Annotated in this window: 16 protein-coding genes; 8 read left to right on the forward strand and 8 right to left on the reverse strand. The window is 63.1% G+C overall.

Going from position 1 to position 20,030, the window contains the following annotated elements; all coding sequences use genetic code 11:
• The first annotated feature begins 118 nt into the window (after nucleotides 1-118).
• Nucleotides 119-3,199: an error-prone DNA polymerase gene (locus tag KY379_RS05540; RefSeq protein ID WP_261239469.1), complete on the forward strand. Its 3,081-nt coding sequence runs from the start codon at nucleotides 119-121 to the stop codon at nucleotides 3,197-3,199.
• 9 nt (nucleotides 3,200-3,208) lie between these two features.
• Here KY379_RS05540 and KY379_RS05545 read toward each other — a convergent pair whose 3' ends face one another.
• Both KY379_RS05545 and KY379_RS05550 read right to left on the reverse strand, forming a co-directional pair.
• Entirely contained in the window at nucleotides 3,209-4,030 is an 822-nt protein-coding gene (locus tag KY379_RS05545; RefSeq protein ID WP_261239468.1) for an aldo/keto reductase, read from the reverse strand.
• Nucleotides 4,018-4,923 (reverse strand): LysR family transcriptional regulator, encoded by a 906-nt coding sequence (locus KY379_RS05550; protein WP_133324163.1) that lies wholly within the window; start codon nucleotides 4,921-4,923, stop codon nucleotides 4,018-4,020. The genes KY379_RS05545 and KY379_RS05550 overlap by 13 nt, the downstream gene beginning before the upstream one ends.
• 140 nt (nucleotides 4,924-5,063) lie before the next feature.
• Between KY379_RS05550 and KY379_RS05555 the strand changes: the two genes are divergently transcribed.
• The 4 genes from KY379_RS05555 (at nucleotide 5,064) to KY379_RS05570 (ending at nucleotide 8,890) form a co-directional block, all read left to right on the forward strand.
• Nucleotides 5,064-5,762 (forward strand): CoA transferase subunit A, encoded by a 699-nt coding sequence (locus KY379_RS05555; RefSeq protein WP_133324162.1) that lies wholly within the window; start codon nucleotides 5,064-5,066, stop codon nucleotides 5,760-5,762.
• 35 nt (nucleotides 5,763-5,797) lie between these two features.
• Entirely contained in the window at nucleotides 5,798-6,454 is a 657-nt protein-coding gene (locus tag KY379_RS05560; protein ID WP_196174315.1) for a CoA transferase subunit B, read from the forward strand.
• A 157-nt stretch (nucleotides 6,455-6,611) separates the two neighbouring features.
• Nucleotides 6,612-8,030 (forward strand): short-chain fatty acid transporter, encoded by a 1,419-nt coding sequence (locus KY379_RS05565; protein ID WP_133324160.1) that lies wholly within the window; start codon nucleotides 6,612-6,614, stop codon nucleotides 8,028-8,030.
• Between the two features lie 20 nt (nucleotides 8,031-8,050).
• The gene (locus KY379_RS05570) at nucleotides 8,051-8,890 is read left to right on the forward strand and encodes an AraC family transcriptional regulator (protein WP_133324159.1); all 840 of its coding nucleotides are present in this window, start codon (nucleotides 8,051-8,053) and stop codon (nucleotides 8,888-8,890) included.
• Here the strand turns inward: KY379_RS05570 and KY379_RS05575 are convergent.
• Nucleotides 8,852-9,436 (reverse strand): LysE family translocator, encoded by a 585-nt coding sequence (locus KY379_RS05575; protein WP_133324158.1) that lies wholly within the window; start codon nucleotides 9,434-9,436, stop codon nucleotides 8,852-8,854. The two genes, KY379_RS05570 and KY379_RS05575, sit on opposite strands and share 39 nt — an antisense overlap.
• A 261-nt stretch (nucleotides 9,437-9,697) precedes the next feature.
• Between KY379_RS05575 and KY379_RS05580 the strand changes: the two genes are divergently transcribed.
• The gene (locus KY379_RS05580) at nucleotides 9,698-11,269 is read left to right on the forward strand and encodes a TerC family protein (protein WP_196171670.1); all 1,572 of its coding nucleotides are present in this window, start codon (nucleotides 9,698-9,700) and stop codon (nucleotides 11,267-11,269) included.
• Here KY379_RS05580 and rarD read toward each other — a convergent pair.
• Nucleotides 11,232-12,119: an EamA family transporter RarD gene (gene rarD / locus KY379_RS05585; protein ID WP_133324156.1), complete on the reverse strand. Its 888-nt coding sequence runs from the start codon at nucleotides 12,117-12,119 to the stop codon at nucleotides 11,232-11,234. The two genes, KY379_RS05580 and rarD, sit on opposite strands and share 38 nt — an antisense overlap.
• 31 nt (nucleotides 12,120-12,150) lie before the next feature.
• Nucleotides 12,151-13,737: an EAL domain-containing protein gene (locus tag KY379_RS05590; RefSeq protein WP_261239467.1), complete on the reverse strand. Its 1,587-nt coding sequence runs from the start codon at nucleotides 13,735-13,737 to the stop codon at nucleotides 12,151-12,153.
• A gap of 302 nt (nucleotides 13,738-14,039) precedes the next feature.
• On the opposite strand from KY379_RS05590, the gene hppD reads away from it, so the two are divergent.
• On the forward strand, nucleotides 14,040-15,116 hold the full coding sequence (hppD, locus tag KY379_RS05595; protein WP_133324154.1) for a 4-hydroxyphenylpyruvate dioxygenase: 1,077 nt from the start codon (nucleotides 14,040-14,042) through the stop codon (nucleotides 15,114-15,116).
• A gap of 6 nt (nucleotides 15,117-15,122) precedes the next feature.
• On the opposite strand, the gene KY379_RS05600 is transcribed toward hppD, so the two are convergent.
• Together KY379_RS05600 and KY379_RS05605 are read right to left on the reverse strand one after the other, a co-directional pair.
• Nucleotides 15,123-15,719, reverse strand: coding sequence for a hypothetical protein (locus KY379_RS05600; protein ID WP_196171672.1), 597 nt, complete (start codon nucleotides 15,717-15,719; stop codon nucleotides 15,123-15,125).
• 134 nt (nucleotides 15,720-15,853) lie between these two features.
• Nucleotides 15,854-16,540 carry a type 1 glutamine amidotransferase domain-containing protein gene (locus tag KY379_RS05605; protein ID WP_261239466.1) on the reverse strand — a complete coding sequence of 229 codons (687 nt, stop codon included), beginning with the start codon at nucleotides 16,538-16,540 and terminating at the stop codon, nucleotides 15,854-15,856.
• Nucleotides 16,541-16,743: 203 nt separating this feature from the next.
• On the opposite strand from KY379_RS05605, the gene KY379_RS05610 reads away from it, so the two are divergent.
• Nucleotides 16,744-18,810 carry a PAS domain-containing sensor histidine kinase gene (locus tag KY379_RS05610; RefSeq protein WP_133324151.1) on the forward strand — a complete coding sequence of 689 codons (2,067 nt, stop codon included), beginning with the start codon at nucleotides 16,744-16,746 and terminating at the stop codon, nucleotides 18,808-18,810.
• A gap of 8 nt (nucleotides 18,811-18,818) precedes the next feature.
• Here KY379_RS05610 and KY379_RS05615 read toward each other — a convergent pair whose 3' ends face one another.
• Nucleotides 18,819-19,874 carry a tetratricopeptide repeat protein gene (locus KY379_RS05615; RefSeq protein ID WP_261239464.1) on the reverse strand — a complete coding sequence of 352 codons (1,056 nt, stop codon included), beginning with the start codon at nucleotides 19,872-19,874 and terminating at the stop codon, nucleotides 18,819-18,821.
• Between the last annotated feature and the right edge of the window lie 156 nt (nucleotides 19,875-20,030).

Genomic DNA, 20,030 nt, shown 5'->3' on the forward strand with positions numbered 1-20,030 from the left:
TTGCACGTGGTTCGGCGCTACATCGAGCAGCAAGACAGGCCGGCGTAAGGGCGCGCAGTTCGCACGCCTCGCTATCCCTCCCCGCACTAAAGTACGGGGTATCTCGCGGAGAAAACCGATGAGCAGCGTGGACTATGCCGAGCTGCATTGCTTGTCCAACTTCAGCTTCCAGCGCGGCGCATCGAGCGCCGACGAGTTGTTTCAACGTGCCCGCGAGCAAGGCTACCAGGCCCTGGCAATCACCGACGAATGCACCCTGGCCGGGATCGTACGGGCCTGGCAGGCAGCCAGGGAGCACGGGCTACGGTTGATCGTCGGCAGCGAGGTGCGCGTGCACGGCGGGGCGAAACTGGTCCTGCTGGTGGAGAACCTGGCCGGCTACCAAAACCTCTGTGCCTTGATCACCCGGGCCCGGCGTCGAGCGGAAAAGGGCGATTACCAATTGCTGGCGGACGACCTGCAAGCACACCATCAAGGCTTGCTGGCGCTGTGGGTCGCCGACCCCGACAGCGATATCAGCGCAGGCCGGTCCTTGCTGACACTGTTCGGCGAGCGCTTGTGGCTGGCCGTGCACATGCACCGCGGCAGTGACGATCCGCAACGCCTGGCACGTGTGCGCATGCTGGCGGCGCAGTTGGGCATCCGCGCCGTCGCCTGTGGCGATGTGCACATGCATGTGCGGGGGCGCCGCGCTCTGCAAGATTGCATGGCTGCCTTGCGCCAGCACTGCGCCGTGGCCGAGGCGGGGCGCTTTCTGTTCGCCAATGGCGAGCGCCATCTGCGCAGCCGCGAGCAACTGGCCGAGCTCTATGCGCCAGACCTGCTGGCCGAGACCCTGGCGATCGCCGAGCGCTGCCAGTTCGACCTCGGCGAGCTGAAATACCAGTACCCCCGCGAACTCGTGCCCGAAGGCCATACGCCGGCCAGCTGGTTGCGCGAACTGTGCCAGCGTGGGTTGCCCATGCGCTGGCCGCAGGGCGCGAGCGACAAGGTGCGTGCGGTACTCGAAAGTGAGCTGACGCTGATCGAGGAACTGGGGTACGAAAGCTATTTCCTAACCGTCCACGATATCGTTGCCTACGCTCGCAGTGAGCATATCCTCTGCCAGGGGCGTGGCTCGGCGGCCAATTCGGTGGTCTGTTTCGTGCTGGGGATCACCGAGCTCGACCCCATGCAACACCGCCTGTTGTTCGAGCGATTCCTGTCCCGTGAGCGCAACGAACCTCCGGACATCGACGTGGACTTCGAGCATGATCGACGCGAACAGGTGATCCAATACGTGTTCCGTCGTTATGGCCGGCATCGCGCCGCGCTCACAGCGGTGGTCAGCACCTATCATGCCGCCGGCGCGGTGCGCGATGTGGCCCGTACCCTGGGGCTGCCTGCCGACCAGGTCGATGCCCTGGCCAAATGTTGCGGGCGTTGGAGCGACCGCATTCCCGATGCAGCGCGGTTGGCAGAGGCCGGTTTCGAGGCCGACAACCCTTCTTTGCGGCGCATCCTGGTGCTGGCAGGGCAGTTGATCGGTTTTCCCCGACACCTCTCCCAGCACCCGGGCGGTTTCGTCATCAGCGAGCAGCCGCTCGACCAACTGGTCCCGGTGGAAAACGCGGCGATGGCCGACCGTACGGTTATCCAGTGGGACAAGGACGATCTCGATATGGTCGGCCTGCTCAAGGTCGATGTGCTGGCCTTGGGCATGCTCAGTGCCTTGCGCCGTTGTTTCGAACTGGTGCAACGCCATCGTGGGCGCAGCCTGACGCTGGCCAGCATTCCCGCCGAGTGCCCGGCCACCTACGCGATGATCGGCCGCGCCGAGACCATGGGCGTGTTCCAGATCGAGTCGCGGGCGCAGATGGCCATGCTGCCACGGCTCAAGCCGCAGACGTTCTATGACCTGGTCATCGAGGTGGCGATCGTGCGTCCTGGGCCGATCCAGGGCGACATGGTTCATCCGTACCTGCGCCGGCGCCTGGGCGAGGAGCCGGTCAGCTATCCGTCGGCGGCGCTCGAAGCCGTATTCGAGCGGACCCTGGGCGTGCCCTTGTTCCAGGAGCAGGTCATGGAGCTGGCCATGGTCGCCGCCGACTACAGCCCCGGTGAAGCCGACCAGTTACGCCGCAGCATGGCCGCCTGGAAGCGTCACGGTGGTCTTGAGCCGCATCGCCTGCGGCTGATCCAGGGCATGTTGCGCAATGGCTATGAACAGGCCTTCGCCGAGCGGATCTTCGAGCAGATCAAGGGGTTCGGCAGCTATGGCTTCCCCGAGTCCCATGCCGCCAGTTTCGCCTTGCTGTGCTATGCCAGCAGTTGGCTGAAGTGCCATGAGCCGGCGATCTTCACCTGTGCGCTGGTCAACAGCTGGCCGATGGGGTTCTACAGCCCCGATCAGTTGTTGCAGGAAGCACGTCGTCAAGGGATCAGGGTGCATCCGGTGGATGTGTTGCACAGCGAGTGGGATTGCACCTTGGAGCCAGACCCAACGGGGGACCTCGCGATCCGCCTGGGGCTGCGGCAGATCCGTGGCTTTGCCGAGGGCGATGCGCGGCGCCTGGAGCAGGCGAGGGCGCAGCGCCCCTGGCGCGATGTCGAGGACCTGTGCCTGCGGGCCGGGCTCGACAGTCGTGCACGCGCTCGTCTGGCCGATGCGGGTGCCTTGCGCGCACTGGCCGGTAATCGCCACCAGGCGCGCTGGCAGGTGGCGGCGGTGCAGACGCAATTGCCGCTGTTCGCGCAGGTGGAACCGACGGCGGAAGTGGCAGTGGCGCTACCACCCCCCACGATCGCCCAAGACCTGTTTGCTGACTACCACACCCTGGGGACCACCCTGGGGCCGCATCCGTTGAAACTGCTGCGCGCCCGCCTGCGTGCACTGGGTTGCCGCAGTTCGGCGGAACTGGCCGGGCTGGAGCATGGCGATGCCATCGCCGTGGCCGGTCTGGTGGTTGGGCGCCAGCGTCCACAGACCGCCAGCGGAGTGACCTTCGTCACCCTCGAAGACGAATTCGGCATGCTCAACGTGGTGGTCTGGCGCGACCTGGCCGAACGGCAACGGCAGGCGCTGGTGGGTTCGCAACTGCTCAAGGTGAGCGGGCGCCTGGAGCAGGAGAACGGCGTGCGCCATTTGATCGCACGCCGGCTCGAGGATATCAGCGCATTACTCCAGGGGCTGGATGTGCGCAGCCGGGATTTTCACTGACGCCACCGATCAGACCATCGCCAGATGCTGCTTGCGCGTCGGCGCCGGAAACGCCCGGTCGATGGCGCGCAGATCCTCGCTGGTCAAGGCCAGAGCACCAGCCGCCGCATTCAGGCGAACGTGTTCCGGGGAAACCGCCTTAGGGATGGCGATCACGTCCTCGTCCCGGGTCACCCAGGCCAGGCTCACCTGCGCCGGGGTGGCCCCGTGGCGCTTGCCGATCTCGGCCAGGACGGGATGGTGCAACAATTGGCCGGCCTGGGCCAGCGGGCAATAGGCCATGGTCGGTATGGCGTGGTTGCGACTCCAGGGCAGCAGGTCGAACTCGATACCGCGCTGCGCCGGGTTGTACAGCACCTGATTGGTGGCGCACGGCAGGTCCTGCAGTTCACGCAAATCATCGGTGTCGAAGTTGGAAACGCCCCAATGGCGAATCTTGCCTTGCTCGCGCAGACGCTCGAAAGCTTCGACGGTTTCTTCCAGCGGATAACGGCCGCGCCAGTGCAGCAAGTACAGGTCGATGCAGTCGGTTCCCAGGCGCTCGAGGCTGCGCTCGCAGGCGGCTGGCACGCCGCGCAGGCTGGCGTTGTGGGGGTAGACCTTGCTGACCAGGAACACTTGGTCACGGCGGCCGGCGATCGCCTGGCCGACGACTTCTTCGGCACCGCCCTCGGCGTACATTTCGGCAGTGTCGATCAAGGTCAGCCCCAGTTCGATCCCCTGTTGCAGGGCCTTGACCTCGGCAGCTCTGTGGTCAGGGTCCTCACCCATGTACCAAGTTCCCTGGCCGATGGCCGGAACCCGCTCTCCTGCCAGTTTCACGTAGCGCATGTCACCTCCGGTATGCGGATATGGGTCAATAGAACTTCCAGCAGCGCCTGTGCTGCAGTGGACAGCGTATGGTCGCTCAGCGCGATGACACCGATGCGCCGTTCGACGATCGGCTCGACCAGCTTCACGCAGCGGGCGCCCAACTCCTGCATCTGGTTGATGCACAGTGCCGGCACCGCGCTGACGCCCAGGCCGCTGGCGACCATGCGGCCGACGGTCGCCAACTGATGGCTCTCGAACGCAACCGTGAGCTTGCCATGGTGTAACCCGACGTTCTGTTCCAGTAGCAGACGCACCGCCGATGGGCGCTGCAGGGCGACGAAATCCTCGGCCAGCAGTTGTGTCCAGGTGATGTGGGGCAGTTGCGCCAGCGGGCAGTCGGCTGGCACCACCGCGACGAAGCGGTCGTTGTACAGCGGATGGAAGTGCAGCCCCTCGGCGTTGTCCGGCTCGAAGCCGATACCCAGTTCGACGCGCCGGTGGCGCACCAGTTCCAGTACCTGCTCGTTGATCACATCGTGGACGGTGACGTTGACCTTGGGATAGCGCTGGCGAAACACCTTGAGCCCATGCGGCAACAGATTGCCGGCGAAGGCCGGCATGGCCGCTACCGACACCCGGCCCAACTGCAGCGTGAAGCGCTGGCGGAGCATTTCTTCGGTGTCGTCCCAGTCGGCCAGCAGCCGTCTGGCCAAAGGCAGCAACACTTCCCCCTCGGTGGTGAGGCTGACGCTACGGGTGGTCCGGGTCAGCAGGGCGCCGCCGAGGTTTTCCTCGAGGGCCTTGATGGTCAGGCTCAGCGCCGGCTGCGAGACATGCAGGTGCTCGCCGGCTTGGGCGAAGCTCTGGTACTTGGCCACGGTGACGAAGGCGCGCAGTTGCTTGACGTTCATGGCAGGCCCAATCGTTGTTTTGTAAAAGTTATTAATCGATGATTAAAACAAAATTAACAAATCAGTCGCCAGCGGTGAAGATGCCTGCACACGCTCGCCGACAGCCTCGTCGGTTAAACAACTACAAAAGGCGGATCAGCATGGCCGGACTGGACAAGCGCGTAGCAACCTATGAAGAGGCCCTCGAGGGCCTGACCGACGATATGACGGTGCTGGCCGGGGGCTTCGGCCTGTGCGGCATCCCAGAGAACCTCATCGCTGAGATCAAGCGGCGTGGCGTTAAGGGCCTGACGGTCGTGTCCAACAACTGCGGCGTCGACGGCTTCGGCCTTGGCGTGCTGCTCGAGGATCGGCAGATCCGCAAGATGATCGCTTCCTACGTGGGTGAAAACGCTGAGTTCGAGCGCCAGTTGCTCAGTGGCGAGCTGGAAGTCGAGCTCACCCCACAGGGCACCCTGGCCGAGAAGATGCGCGCCGGTGGCGCTGGCATCCCAGCCTTCTTCACCGCCACCGGCTACGGCACGCCAGTGGCCGAAGGTAAGGAAGTACGCGAGTTCAAGGGGCGCCAGTACATCCTCGAAGAGTCCATCACCGGTGATTTCGCCATCGTCAAAGGTTGGAAGGCCGATCACTACGGCAATGTCGTGTACCGCAACACCGCTCAGAACTTCAACCCGCTGGCTGCCACCGCCGGCAAGATCACTGTGGTCGAAGTCGAGGAAATCGTCGAGCCCGGCGTGCTGCTGCCCAGCGAGATCCACACCCCTGGCATCTTCGTCGATCGGGTGATCGTCGGTACCTTCGAAAAGCGTATCGAAAAGCGCACTGTCAAGGCCTGAGCGCCATCCATCAGAACAACAAAGAGATCCTGACCATGGCACTGACCCGCGAACAGATGGCTCAACGCGTTGCCCGCGAACTCAAGGACGGTTACTACGTCAACCTCGGCATCGGCATTCCTACCCTGGTGGCCAACTATGTCCCCGCCGACATGGATGTGATGCTGCAGTCGGAAAACGGCTTGCTTGGCATGGGCGAGTTTCCCACCGAAGGGACTATCGATGCCGACATGATCAATGCTGGCAAGCAGACCGTGACCGCGCGCCGCGGCGCCTCGATCTTCGACTCGGCGCAGTCGTTCGCCATGATCCGCGGTGGCCATGTCGATCTGACCGTGCTGGGCGCCTTCGAGGTCGATGTGCACGGCAACATCGCCTCCTGGATGATCCCCGGCAAGCTGGTCAAGGGCATGGGCGGGGCGATGGACCTGGTGGCCGGTGCCGAGAACATCATCGTCACCATGACCCATGCGTCCAAGGACGGTGAGTCCAAGCTGCTGCCCCAGTGCAGCCTGCCGCTGACCGGCGCTGGTTGCATTCGCAAGGTGCTGACCGACCTGGCCTATCTGGAAATCGAAGACGGCGCATTCATCCTGCGCGAGACTGCCCCAGGGGTCAGCGTCGAAGAAATCATCGAAAAGACTGCCGGCAAGCTGATCGTGCCAGACGATGTGAAGGAAATGACCTTCTGATTACACGGGCCGCAGGTTAACCCTGTGGGAGCGGGCTTGCCCGCGAATGCGTCGGTGATTTCACCTCTGCATTCGCGGGCAAGCCCGCTCCCACAGGGTTTTCGTGTTTAGCTTCAATCTGCGTTCAAATCGATAAAATCAATAAAAGGAAGATGTTGTGGCCGCTGAAATTCAAGACAGCCGCTCCGCCCGCTTTGCTCTGCGCTGTTCCAACTGGGCCGAACGCTGGTTCCCCGACTCCTGGGTGTTCGCTGCCTTGGCGGTGCTGCTGGTATGCATCGGTGCCCTGGCCATGGGCGCCAAGCCCCTCGACACTGCCAAGGCATTTGGCGATGGCTTCTGGAGCCTGATCCCCTTCACAATGCAGATGGCCTTCGTGGTCATTGGCGGCTATGTGGTCGCCAGCTCGCCGCCGGCAGCGCGATTGATCGACCGTCTGGCGCGCATACCGCGCAACGGCCGCTCGGCAGTATGCTGGGTGGCGCTGATCTCGATGCTCGCCTCGCTGCTCAATTGGGGCCTGTCGCTGGTCTTCGGCGGGCTGCTGGTGCGTGCCTTGGCGCGTCGTACCGACCTGAAGATGGACTACCGCGCCGCCGGTGCCGCGGCCTACCTGGGCCTGGGTGCGGTATGGGCGTTGGGCTTGTCTTCCTCGGCTGCACAGTTGCAGGCCAACCCGGCCAGCCTGCCACCCTCGATCCTGTCCATCACCGGGGTTATCCCATTCACCGAAACCATATTCCTGTGGCAGTCCGGTGTGATGCTGGCGGCGCTGGTACTGGTCTCGCTGGTCATCGCCTATGCCACCGCTCCAGGGCCGAACAGTGCGCGTAGCGCTCAGGACTGTGGCGTCGACCCGAGCTTCACCGCACCGCCAGCGCCCAAGCGCACCCGTCCAGGCGAATGGTTGGAGCACAGCCCGCTGTTGATCCTGTTGCTGGTGGTGCTCGCTGGCGGCTGGCTGTACCAGGAGTTCGCCACCAAGCCGGCGATCACCGCCATTTCCGGGCTGAACACCTATAACCTGCTGTTCATCATGGCCGGTGCCTTGCTGCACTGGCGTCCGCGCAGCTTCCTCGATGCGGTGGCGCGCGCCGTGCCAACCACCACCGGGGTGCTGATCCAGTTCCCGCTGTATGGTTCCATCGCGGCCATCCTGACTCAGGTCAAAGGCCTCGACGAGCAGACCCTGGCCCACCACATTTCGCTGTTCTTCACCCAGATCGCCACCCACGACACCTATGCCGTGCTGATGGGGGTGTACTCGGCGGTGTTGGGCTTCTTCATTCCCTCCGGTGGCGGCAAGTGGATCATCGAAGCGCCCTACGTGATGTTGGTGGCCAATGACCTGCAGTACCATCTGGGCTGGGCGGTGCAGATCTACAACGCCGCCGAGGCGCTGCCAAACCTGATCAATCCGTTCTACATGCTGCCACTGCTGGGTGTCCTGGGTCTCAAGGCCCGCGACCTGATCGGCTTCTCGTTCGTGCAGTTGTTGGTGCATGTGCCCTTGGTGCTGGTGCTGTTGTGGGCATTGGGGGCGACATTGCAGTATGTGCCACCGGTAATGCCATGAATTGAGAAAGGAGGAGGGCGATGATCGAGGTGTCACGGTTCTGGCGAGACGCGACATTGCCCTTCGTCGAAGCGCGCCGCGTGGGCGATGGACGGCAGGTGTGCTATGCCGCCCACTCCCACGAAAGCTTCTCCATCGGCGTCATAACCGGCGGGCGCAGTACCTATCTGAGCGGCGAACACCAGAGGGAAGTGGGAGCCGGGACCACGGTACTGATGAACCCGGGTGTGGTGCATACCTGCAACCCCCTCGCTGGCCAGGGCTGGTCATATCTGATGCTGTTCGTCGACATGCCCTGGTTGCAGGCGCGGGGTTTCAACCTGCCAGGGCAGACATGGAGCGACTCGGCGCCACTTTACAGTCGCATGCTGCAAATGTTCGCTGACCTGTTCGATGGTGGAATACCGGACAGGCAAGCGCGGTTGGCTGATTTCTTTGCCGAACTGCCTAGCTATCTGCGTCCAAGCCATCGACCCGATCCGGTCGAACACCCGCAGTTGGACGCGGCTGCCGCGTTCATTCGGGCTCACCGAACCGACCCATTGGTCCTGGAAGACATCTGCGCTGCCAGCGGTTTGTCGCGTGCCTACCTGATCCGAGCGTTCAGGCAACGCTTTGGCCTGACTCCGCACTGCTATCTGCTGGATCAGCGCGTGCAGCATGCCAGAGCCTTGCTACGCGGCGGGCTGCCCATCGCCGAGGTGGCATTGGCGTCCGGCTTTGCCGACCAGGCGCATCTGCAGCGGGCTTTCAAACGACATCTGGCAACGACGCCTGGGCATTATCGCGGGGCCACTGCTCGGGCAATGCCGGGACATGCTTCATCCGAGCACCAGATAGACGGTACTCAGCACCAGTAGTCCCGCCAATCCTCGATTCAGCCACCGCAGGTAGCGAGGATCCCTCAGGTAGTGCCGGATGACACTGCCTGCCCAGGCCCAGCAGGTCACCGAAAGGAAGCAGATCGGTGCGTAGATCCAGGTGAACAACCACAACAGCGAGTGTTCACCGCCGGTATAGGCCCCAACGCCCGCCACTGCTGCCAGCCAGGCCTTTGGGCTTAACCACTGCATCGCAGCCCCGTGCCAGGCCGACGGTGCTGGCTGCCGGCCTGTGCTGTCTAGTTCGCCGGTATCGTTGGCCAGCTTCCACGCCATGAACAGCAGAAAGGCCACGCCCCCCCAATGCAGGGCCAACCCGAACACTGGCCACTGCTGGAGTAGGGCATGCAAGCCCAGACCGGACAACACCAGTAGCAGGCAAAACCCCAATGTTGCGCCGGTGACATGCCCAAGACTCTTGCGCAGACCATGGCTGGCACCGCTGGCAAGGGCGACGACATTGACCGGTCCGGGGGAAATGGAGGCGGCCAGTGCAAAGGTGGCCATGGAAAGCGAGAGGCTCATCGAACGATCCTGGGAAGTGAACGGGGGCCACCATCGTGCGGCTGATTCTGGAGACGGTATTGAACAAAAGTCCCTCAAGGGCCTCGCTTACAGGTTTTGTAATAGTTTCCCACTATCGGTAAAAACCACAGTGCTTGTAGGATCAACTTCCCAATTTGCTATCAAGGTCCCTATGAGCACCTTCGCGGAGCCCCCCAGTTTCTGGTCGTCCTGGCCATCCTCCCCCCGTCTTCGTGACGCCGCACACGTGAGTACCCGCTAATGGAATGGCTAGCCGACCCCACGGCCTGGCTGGGCCTGCTGACGCTTATCGTCCTCGAGCTGGTACTGGGTATCGACAACCTGGTGTTCATCGCCATCCTCGCCGACAAGCTGCCGCCTCATCAGCGCGACCGCGCTCGGGTGATTGGTCTGAGCCTGGCATTGATCATGCGCCTTGGCCTGCTGGCCAGCATCTCGTGGATGGTCACGCTGACCGCGCCGTTGTTCGAAGTGTTCGACAAGAGCTTCTCAGGCCGTGACCTGATCATGCTGTTCGGCGGTGTGTTCCTGCTGTTCAAGGCGACAATGGAGTTGCACGAACGCCTCGAAGGGCATATCACCCAAGCCAGCGGTGCAGTGCGCCATGCCGCGTTCTGGCCAATCGTGGCGCAGATCGTCGTGCTCGATGCGGTGTTTTCGCTCGATGCGGTGATTACCGCCGTGGGCATGGTCGAGCACCTGTCGGTGATGATGATCGCCGTGATCTTCTCGATCGGCATCATGATCGTTGCCAGCAAGCCGCTGACCCGCTTCGTCAACGCCCACCCGACGGTGATCATGTTGTGCCTCGGCTTCCTGATGATGATCGGCTTCAGCCTGACCGCCGAAGGCCTGGGCTTCCATATTCCCAAGGGCTACCTGTACGCGGCCATCGGTTTCTCCCTGCTGATCGAGCTGTTCAACCAGTTGGCCCGTGCCCGCCGCAAGCGCAGTCTGCAACAGCACAAGCCGTTGCGGGAACGTACCGCGCACGCCGTGTTGCGTCTGCTCGGCGGGCGCCGGGTAGAGGCCGACGAAGTGGGCGAGGACATCGCTGACCTGGTCGAAGGAGGCGAAGAACAGGTGTTGTTCGACCGCCGTGAGCGCGTGATGATCAGTGGCGTGCTGAACCTGGCCGAGCGGCCAATTCGCACGGTCATGACCACCCGTACCGAAGTCGACGTGATCGAGCTGGCACAACCGCCTGCAGCCATCACCGAGGCCCTGGCCAACTCGCCATACTCGCGCCTGCCGCTGATTCGCGATGGCCGTATCGATGAACCATTGGGCTTCGTGCACAAGAAGGAACTGCTCAAGGAACTCCTGTCGGGCAACCAGCCGGACCTCGAGCGCATGGCACGGGCACCGTTGAACCTGCTGGAAAGCTTCAGCATCCTCAACGCTCTTGAGCAGATGCGCAGTCAGTCGACGCACATCGCCTTCGTGGTCAACGAGTTCGGTGACTTCACTGGCCTGCTGACCATGACCGACATCCTCGAATCGATCGCCGGCGAGTTGCCGGATGCCAGTGAGGTGGAAGGCCCGGCGATCGTCGAGGAAGGTGGAGAATTCGTCGTCAGTGGTGCCTTGAACCTCAGCCAGGTGCAGGCGCGTACCGGGTTCAGCGCCCGGGCCACCGAGGATTACCAGACCCTCGCGGGCCTGGTGATGAGCCTGCTCGACCGCCTGCCGATAGTCGGCGATCGCCTGGCCTGGAACGGTTGGACGCTGACCGTCGTAGCGGTAGAGGAGCGGCGGGTGCGCCAGGTGCGCCTTACACCGAGCGCCGGCGCTGACGCAGCAGGTGCTTGATGCCTTCGAGCACCAGCACCAGCACCGCGGCCCAGATCGGCAGGTAGGTCAGCCACTGATCGGGGCCGATGGTGGCGCCGAGCAGCAGTGACACACCGACCAGCAGCACCGGTTCCACGTAGCTGAGCAGTCCGAACAGACCGAAGGGCAGTTGGCGGCTCGCCAGCACGTAAGCGATCAGGGCCAGTGCGCTGATCGCTCCCAGCAGTGGTATCAGACCGTACAGGCCTGGGTGCGCGGCGAGATCGGCGCTGCCAAGTGGGCCCTGGATCACGAAATACAGGGCCCACGGCAGCAGCAGGCACATGTCGCACCACAGCCCGCCCAGATGGTCGGTACGGCAGCGGCGGCGCAGGACGAAGTAGATCGGATAGCCCGTCATCACCAAAAGGGTTTCCCAGGCAAAGCTGCCATGCTGGTAGAGCTCGTGCCCCACCCCAAGGGCTGCGCAGCAGACTGCCACGGTCTGCAGGCGCGAGAGGCGTTCTCCGTATACCAGCCGTCCGGTCATGACCATCGCCAGCGGTAGCAAAAAGTAACCCATCGACACTTCCAGGCTGCGTCCATGCAGCGGCGCCCATAGAAACAGCCACAGTTGCAGGCCCATCAACCACGAAGTGCCGAGCATGCCGAACACCAGCATGGGCGTCTGACGCACCCGCGCCAGAAGCCCGCCAACCAGCTTCCAGTCCTTGCTGGCCAACATGAACAGGGTCAGACAGGGAAGCGTCAGCAAAATACGCCAACCGAAGATTTCCTCGCCGTCCAATGGGGTGAGCAGGGAGGTATAGCCGTACATCACAGCGAACAAGCAGGACGCCAGGACCGATGAAACAATGCCTTTTGACACGAATGCCTCTAAACCAGGGGGAGCGGGGAAGTCAGTCGCGCATGATCTCAGGGGGCGCGTCGTGCGGCAACCGTGGGGCATCGGCGCGGGCGGCGAGTGCCTGGAGGAACTCCGCCACCGCCATCGGCTTGGCGAACAGATAGCCTTGTTGGAAGTCGACGCCGTGGCGAGCCAGGTAATCGCGTTGCTGCTCGGTTTCGACCCCTTCGGCGACGGTCTGCAGGCCCAGCTTGCCGGAAAGATCGATGACACTGTCGAGGATGTGCACCGACAGCGCATCGCCGCCGATCATGGCGACGAAGCTCTGGTCGATCTTCAGGTAATCCACCTTGAACTGACGCAAGTAGTTCAGGCTCGACTGGCCTGTGCCAAAGTCATCCAGGGCGATCATCACGCCCAGGCCGTGCAGTTTTTCGAACAGTTCCAGTGTCACCGGGGTGGGTTCGAGCAGCTTGCGTTCGGTGAGCTCCAGGGTCAGCACCACACGGCCAGGCGGGAAGTGCTGAAGGAAGGTCTGGCAGTCGTCGAGCAGGCTGAGGTCTCGGCAATGGTCGGCGGTGATGTTGATCGCTACCCGAAAACCTTCTTCCAGGAGCGCCGCATAGGGCGTCAGCGCCTGCGCGGTGTGCAGCAGCAAGGCGCGGGTCATGGCGACGATCTGCCCGCTGTGCTCGGCATAGGGGATGAACAGATCGGGGCGCACCAGGCCTTCGCGCGGGTGGTTCCAACGCATCAATACCTCGATGCCGGCCCAGCGGTAATCACCGGCACGCACCACCGGTTGGAAGTAGGGCAGAAATTCATCGGCTTCCAGGGCCCTGCGCAGTTCGGCACGCGGCGAGGAGGCGCGGCGAATCTGCCAGCGGCAGACCGAGCCTGCCAGGACACCGAGCACCACCAGCAAGCTGATCAGCGCCGGGTATTGGTTGCGCAGCATCCACTCTCCGGCGCCAGCGGCATATCCGCCGTGTACGCTGAACGGGTAGCGAGTCGATCCTTGGGTCGTCGGGGCATTGGCTGCCGGCGCCGGAGTGCCCTCACGAACCACGCCATCCACCCCCATCCAATGCTCGCCGACCTGCAGTTGCTGAATCTGGTGACCACCGATCAGGCGCAAGGCGGTCATCAGGTGTTCCCCGTCCACGGTGGTGATGGCGCCGCGGTCGCCTTCGCTTGCCCGGTAGACCAGCAGTGGATGCCGGGGGGTGATCGAATTGCCATCCATCAGCCAGAGCTTGCCGTCGGTGTAGTCCTCGGCATCGACATGCTCCGCGAAGTCGCCGAACAGCGAGCTGCAATAAAGGTTGTCGTGATCGAACAGATTGGTGGAGCGGACGAAGGCGTTACCGGTCACTTCTCGACGCAGGACCAGTTCGCTGTCCTGACAGGGCTGCCCGGCCAATGGCAGCAGGTTTTCGGCGACCCCGGCCAAGCTGTCGAGGATACGATCGATGTGCTCGACCACCTGCTGCGTGGTGGCCTGGCTGCTGGCCCGCAACTCGTGCTCCACCTGCCAGCGTATGACGGCCAGGCCGCACACCACCGGTAGCACCGCCACTCCCCAGGGCAGCAGGGCACGCCAGCTCCAGCGGGCGGGACGTTTAACCGAAAGGGGCATGCTGACCTAATCTTGTGGTAGGGAACCTGGGCAAGGATAGCCGCTTGTCGCCCGGGGGGGTGAACTAAAACGCGACAAAGCCAATTACGATAGGTAGAATCGATTTACGAATACAACAATAAGGCCCGCGTCGCCGCGGCCACCCACTCGCCGAGAATGCACACGCATGGCCTACCACGGGTTCAAACTCATCATTGGTGACTTCCTCGCCCGCAGTGTCCGAGGTATTCCCTGTTCGCCACCTGTTTCGTCCGATATCCCCAGCAATTAACCATTACCTGGCTGTAGATGAGGACACGAACATGGCAGATCTCTTTGATAACCCAATGGGCCTGATGGGCTTCGAATTCATCGAACTGGCGTCGCCAACCCCTGGTGTGCTGGAACCTGTGTTCCAGATGCTCGGCTTCACCAAGGTGGCCACCCACCGCTCCAAGGATGTGCACCTGTATCGTCAGGGTGGCATCAACCTGATCCTCAACAACGAACCGCGCAGCATCGCCTCCTACTTTGCCGCCGAGCACGGCCCGTCGGTGTGCGGCATGGCGTTTCGCGTCCGCAACTCCCATGAGGCCTATGCCCGTGCCCTGGAACTGGGCGCCCAGCCGGTGGAAATCGAAACCGGTCCGATGGAACTGCGTTTGCCTGCCATCAAAGGCATCGGCGGCGCCCCGCTGTACCTGATCGACCGTCATGAAGAAGGCAGCTCGATCTACGACATCGACTTCAACTTCATCGAAGGTGTCGATCGCCATCCGGTCGGTGCCGGGCTGAAGATCATCGACCACTTGACCCACAACGTCTATCGCGGACGCATGGCCTATTGGGCGGGGTTCTACGAGAAGCTGTTCAACTTCCGCGAGATCCGCTACTTCGACATCAAGGGCGAGTATACCGGCCTGACCTCGCGCGCGATGACTGCGCCGGACGGCATGATCCGCATCCCGCTGAACGAGGAATCCTCCAAGGGCGCCGGTCAGATCGAAGAGTTCCTGATGCAGTTCAACGGCGAAGGCATACAACACGTGGCGTTCCTCACCGATGACCTGCTCAAGACCTGGGACGCGCTCAAAGGGTTGGGCATGCGCTTCATGACACCGCCGCCGCAGACCTACTACGAAATGCTCGAAGAGCGCCTGCCTGGACACGGCGAGCCGGTAGATCAACTGCAGGCCCGCGGTATCCTGCTCGACGGCGCCGCCGACGCCGGCGACCAGCGTCTGCTATTGCAGATCTTCTCGGAAACCCTGCTCGGGCCGGTGTTCTTCGAGTTCATCCAGCGCAAGGGGGACGATGGCTTTGGCGAGGGCAACTTCAAGGCACTGTTCGAATCCATCGAGCGTGATCAGGTGCGCCGTGGCGTGCTGAACGTAGACTGATCCCCTTCAAACGCTGCCCTGAACGGTGCGCAAGCGGCGCGGCGACCTGGTCAGGCCCAGGTAGCCGGTCGCACCGGTCATGATGCTCACCAGCGCCAGCGAGGGTAATACCTGCAACATCGACTGGCGCGCCTGGCGTCCGGTATGCCCAGGGCTGTAACTGCCTTGAACGGTGTAGCCGTGCTTGCTGGAGTGGGCGTGCTGGAGAAACTCGCCGCGATAGGCCGGATGGCGGTCATCGTCGCCACGGTGGCCCCAGATGGCTATGCCGGCCAATTCGACTTGAAGCGTCAGGTCGCTGTTGGCCTGGGTGAGGCTTTGCAGGCGCAGGTCGCGTGCCAGTTCGGCCTGCAGGCCGGCCAGTGCCTCGGCTCCGCGATGGCCGGGCAGGACCAGCGCCTCCAGTCTGTTGACCTGCATCTGGTCGAGCAGTTGGTCGACCGCCTGCAACGTGTGGGCGACTGACTGGCGTACATTCGCTTCCAGCTGCCTGTCCAACTGCAGCGTCATCACCATGAATCCGAACACCAGCGGCAATACACCGATCGCCACGATCAACGCCGGTGCCAGCAAGCCACGGTGCGCCTTCAGCTCGATCGCCATCGGCCTTTGTCCTCGTATCCAATGAGTGCCCGACACGGGCACCGAAGAGAACACGAGCCTACGGTTGCACCTGGGTGGCGACTGTAATCCGTTTGACGCACGCGCCTCGGATTAGGAGCGCCGCCATGTAGGAGTCATTTCGCAGCCAGCGCTTTGAGCACCGCGTCGGCGACCCCGGCGCTTGACGCCGGGTTCTGCCCGGTGATCAGCCGGTCATCGCTGACCACGAAGGCTGCCCAGGGGTCCTCGTGCTTGACGTAGCGACCACCGCGGGCGACCAGTTCGTTTTCGGTGAGAAACGGCACGACCTTGTCCAGCTCCGCGAGCTTTTCTTCGGTATTGGAAAAACCGGTGATCTGTCGGTCGCGAAGCAGCAGGCTGTTGTCGCTTAGCTTGACGTTGAGCAGACCCGCGACGCCGTGGCAAACGGCGGCGACAACACCCTGGTCATCATAGATGCACCGGGCCAGGGCCTGCAGTGCGGCGTCTTCGGGGAAGTCATAGATGACGCCATGGCCGCCGGTGTAGTAGATGGCGCGGTATTGCTCAGCCTTGACCTGGCCGGGAGAAAGGGTTGCGCCCAGGCGGTTCATGAATGCTTTGTCGTCGTACCATTGCCAGTCCAACGCCGGGGCCATCTGCAAACTGTGCGGGTCGATCGGTACATAACCACCCCCGGGACTGACGTAGTCGACGCTGTAACCCGCTTGTTGCACGGTGTCGACAAAATGCACCGCCTCTCCCAGCCATAGCCCTGTGGCGCGGTTCAAACCGGGGTATTTCGCCGTATTGGTCAGTACCACCAGGATCTTCTTGCTCATGATCAGGTTCCCTTCGAATAGCGGGTGAGGGCGTCGTTGCAAGCAAGCGTGCAGGCTTGATGAGCATAGTCGTGGTTTCGCGTGCTGCCAGGGGAGGGTCTGCAACGGAGAAATGGGGGTACCCAGCGACATCGAGGCTTGCAGACCTGGCCATTGGCACCGATGATGCCAGAACTCCACTGGAATCGGACAAGGATCAGGGTTTGGCTGCTACCACTCCTACACCTAGGCCCAACGCCCCAGCCGTGCTGCTGGCACCCAACTCGACCAGCGGCGACCTGCCGGGCAAGTACCTGGCCGGGTTCGACTGGTCACGGACGCCTCTCGGACCACTGCCACGCTGGCCGGCCACGCTGCGCATCGCGGTGGACATGATGCTGGCTTCGCCCTTTCCCAGCGCAGTCGTCTGGGGCGGTGCGATGACCGTGGTGTGTAACGCGGCATACCTGGCGCTAGGCGGCGCTGCGTTCGATGCCTTGGGGCAACGCTTCGACGAGGTCTGGCGCGGTGCTTGGGAAAACATGGGGCCTTGGGTGTTCAAGGTGATGGAGGGGCAGTCGAGCTTCATCGAAGACCAGCCTGTGTGCATCGCGCTGAACGACAAAGGAGACACGGCCTATTTTGCCTTCAGCTATTCACCGGTGCGCGACGAAAACGGTGACGTAGCCGGCTTCCTGCACACCGTGATCGACAGCACCGCCAGCGTTGCCGCCCGTGAGGCCTGGCGCTGCCAGACGCAGAGTTTCGAGGCCCAGATCGCCCGTTACATGGCCGACCGTGAGCACATTTGGGAGCTATCGCGTGACGCGATGGTGATGGTCACTCGCGAACTCAAGTTCCATGCCGCCAACCCGGCGTTGTACCGGATCCTCGGTTGGAGCGAGGAGCAGATGATGGACCTGCCCATTCTCGACATGGTGCACCCGGCCGACCGAACGGAAGTCCAGGTGGCGGTGATCGACGTGGTGCACGGCAAGCTCGATGAGCCGATCGAGACACGCCTGCGGCACCAGGATGGGCATTACCGGCGGTTCCGCTGGACTGCCAAGTTCGATGGCGAGCGCTTCACCGCGGTTGGCCGGGATATCACCGCAGAGCGCGAAGAGGCGATGCGCCAGGCCGAAGCGCTGATTCGCGATAGTCAGCGGCTTGAAGCGGTCGGGCAATTGGCGGGCGGGATGGCCCATGAAATGAACAACCTGCTGTCGGGCATCGGCGGTAGCCTTGAGTTGCTGCAGCGCCGATTGGCGCAGGGCCGTACCGAGGGCCTGGAAAGCTACACCAGCCTGGCGCTCGATTCGGTGCAGCGAGCCATGGGGCTGACCCACCGCCTGCTGGCGTTTTCACGCAAGCAGCCCCTGGCACCCCGGCCTCTGGACATCAATCGGCACTTGTCGGGCGTGGAACCGTTGCTGCGCCAGACGCTCGGCGCCGAGATGCGCTTGCAATGGCAGCTCGATGTGTTGCCGTGGCCAGTCTTTCTGGATACCGGCCAATTGGACAACGCGTTGATCAACCTCTGCGCCAACGCCCGCGATGCCTGCCTGGAGCGGGGCAGCGTGACCATTCGCAGCGTCAACGAGCGTCTTGTCAGCGCTTTTCCGGAAGAGGGCGGCTTGCCGCCCGGGGACTACGTTGCCTTGCACATCGAAGACACCGGCCACGGTATGTCATCTGAAGAAATCAGTCGGGCGTTCGAGCCCTTCTTCACCAGCAAACCGGTCGGGCGGGGCGCCGGTCTGGGTCTGGCGATGGTCTACGGATTCGTGCGCCAGTCCGGTGGCTACGTGTGGATCGAGTCCAGCCCTGGCGCAGGCGCGCGGGTATCCATGCTGTTTCCCCGCAGCCCTGAAGTACTGCCGCCAGAGCCCAGCGTGCCGCCACCGAGTGACCGACCTGCCGAGGGACAACGGGTATTGCTCGTCGACGACGAACTCAATTTGCGCACATTGATGCGCGAGTACCTGGATGAACGCGGCTTCATCGTCGCTGATGCACTGGATGCCAACGGCGCCTTGGAGCGCTTTCAGCAGGACGGCCCGTTCGATCTGGTGATAACCGATATCGGGCTTCCCGGTGGCTTCAGTGGCCGTCAGTTGGCAAAGACCCTGCGCATGCTCAACCCGGAACAGAAGATCCTGTTCATCACCGGGTTCACCGACGCGCCGATCGAGCCGCGGCTGTTGGAACAACCCGGCACGGCGCTGATGCTCAAGCCGTTTTCACTGGAGAGCCTGGCATGCAAGGCGGTGAGCATGCTCGGTGGCTGAATGCGCGTCTACAGGCCTTGCTGAAGAATGGGATCATCCGGGTTCTGCCGCTCCAGTTCGGCCAGCAGCACCTGGACGTTCTGCAATTGGCCGGTTTCCTTCCAGTACTGGATCAGCAGTAGGCGCGCTTTGCGGTTGGCGGGTTGGTGGCTGAGCAGCGTTTCCAACTGCTTCTGCGCCGCGTCGACCAACTCCAGGGAATGCAGGGTGACCGCTAGCGTGTAGCGGTAGTCCGGATTGTCCGGCTTGAGTTCCACCGCCCGCGATAATGCCAGCAGCGCGTATTCCGCTTGTTGATGACGATTGAGCCAAAGCCCCAGTTCGTACTGCAGGAACGCGGAGTCAGGGCGCAGGGCCAGGGCTTTGGCCAGCACCTCACGCGATGCGTCATGCTGACCCTGGCGCTCGAGCAGCCTGACCTGGGTGGCCAGCGCTTCGAGGTTGTCGGGCGCCACGGCGAGACTGCGTTGCAGCGCCTGGGCTGCGTGGGCGTAGTCGTTCTCATGCAGGTACAGGCGAGCAAGGTGCACTTGTGCCGCGGCATCGTCCGGTTGTTGCTCCAGCGCTTGCTGATACTGTTCCAGGGCCGTCTGCAACGGCCCGAAGTAGAGGCCGATGGCGTCCGGATCGAGGCCGAGCAGGGCATCGACCGCGGCAAAGCGCACGCTCTGATCGTCATCATCGAGCAGCAATCCCAACACCAGGCTGCGCTGCGCGGCGGGCAGCAACCGGCGCACGCTGGCAATCGCGGCCCGACGTACCAGCGGATCATCGTTTGCCAGGTCATGGCGTGCCAGTTTCAAAGCCTGTGGCGACGGGTAGTTGGGCAACTCGGCGTAGAGCGCGGCGCGACGGATGGCGGTGAGGTCCTGGCGCTGCAACTGCTGGTACAGCACCCGTGCCGCACCGGGCAGACCGTCGTGCGCCTGGCGCAGCGCTTTGGCATAGCTGTGCGGCGGCAGGCTGGGCGTGGCCGCTGGCGGTGCGTGGCGCAGGTAGGCGATCGTGACCGATACCAGGATCAGCAGCAGCACGACGATCAGGTAACGGTGGCGTCTGGGCATCGGGTGGTCCATGACAGAAGAAGGGCAGAGCTTGGGGCAGAACGGCGCGTGCTGCAAGTTGTGCAGCCTGGCCGACGTCCAGTTCAGGTCTTGAGGTCTATGGAGCGTTGGAAACAAAAAAAAGCCCCGCTGGCAACAGCCCGCGGGGCAAACGGT

The organism is Pseudomonas sp. HD6422 (assembly GCF_025377065.1).
GTDB classification, from domain to species: domain Bacteria; phylum Pseudomonadota; class Gammaproteobacteria; order Pseudomonadales; family Pseudomonadaceae; genus Aquipseudomonas; species Aquipseudomonas putida_U.

Excerpts from the sequence above, each read along its gene's own strand:
- KY379_RS05540 (WP_261239469.1), top strand. The coding sequence starts at position 119 with ATGAGCAGCGTGGACTATGCCGAGCTGCATTGCTTGTCCAACTTCAGC.
- KY379_RS05545 (WP_261239468.1), bottom strand. The coding sequence starts at position 4,030 with ATGCGCTACGTGAAACTGGCAGGAGAGCGGGTTCCGGCCATCGGCCAG.
- KY379_RS05550 (WP_133324163.1), bottom strand. The coding sequence starts at position 4,923 with ATGAACGTCAAGCAACTGCGCGCCTTCGTCACCGTGGCCAAGTACCAG.
- KY379_RS05555 (WP_133324162.1), top strand. The coding sequence starts at position 5,064 with ATGGCCGGACTGGACAAGCGCGTAGCAACCTATGAAGAGGCCCTCGAG.
- KY379_RS05560 (WP_196174315.1), top strand. The coding sequence starts at position 5,798 with ATGGCACTGACCCGCGAACAGATGGCTCAACGCGTTGCCCGCGAACTC.
- KY379_RS05570 (WP_133324159.1), top strand. The coding sequence starts at position 8,051 with ATGATCGAGGTGTCACGGTTCTGGCGAGACGCGACATTGCCCTTCGTC.
- KY379_RS05575 (WP_133324158.1), bottom strand. The coding sequence starts at position 9,436 with ATGAGCCTCTCGCTTTCCATGGCCACCTTTGCACTGGCCGCCTCCATT.
- KY379_RS05580 (WP_196171670.1), top strand. The coding sequence starts at position 9,698 with ATGGAATGGCTAGCCGACCCCACGGCCTGGCTGGGCCTGCTGACGCTT.
- KY379_RS05590 (WP_261239467.1), bottom strand. The coding sequence starts at position 13,737 with ATGCCCCTTTCGGTTAAACGTCCCGCCCGCTGGAGCTGGCGTGCCCTG.
- hppD (WP_133324154.1), top strand. The coding sequence starts at position 14,040 with ATGGCAGATCTCTTTGATAACCCAATGGGCCTGATGGGCTTCGAATTC.
- KY379_RS05600 (WP_196171672.1), bottom strand. The coding sequence starts at position 15,719 with ATGGCGATCGAGCTGAAGGCGCACCGTGGCTTGCTGGCACCGGCGTTG.
- KY379_RS05605 (WP_261239466.1), bottom strand. The coding sequence starts at position 16,540 with ATGAGCAAGAAGATCCTGGTGGTACTGACCAATACGGCGAAATACCCC.
- KY379_RS05615 (WP_261239464.1), bottom strand. The coding sequence starts at position 19,874 with ATGCCCAGACGCCACCGTTACCTGATCGTCGTGCTGCTGCTGATCCTG.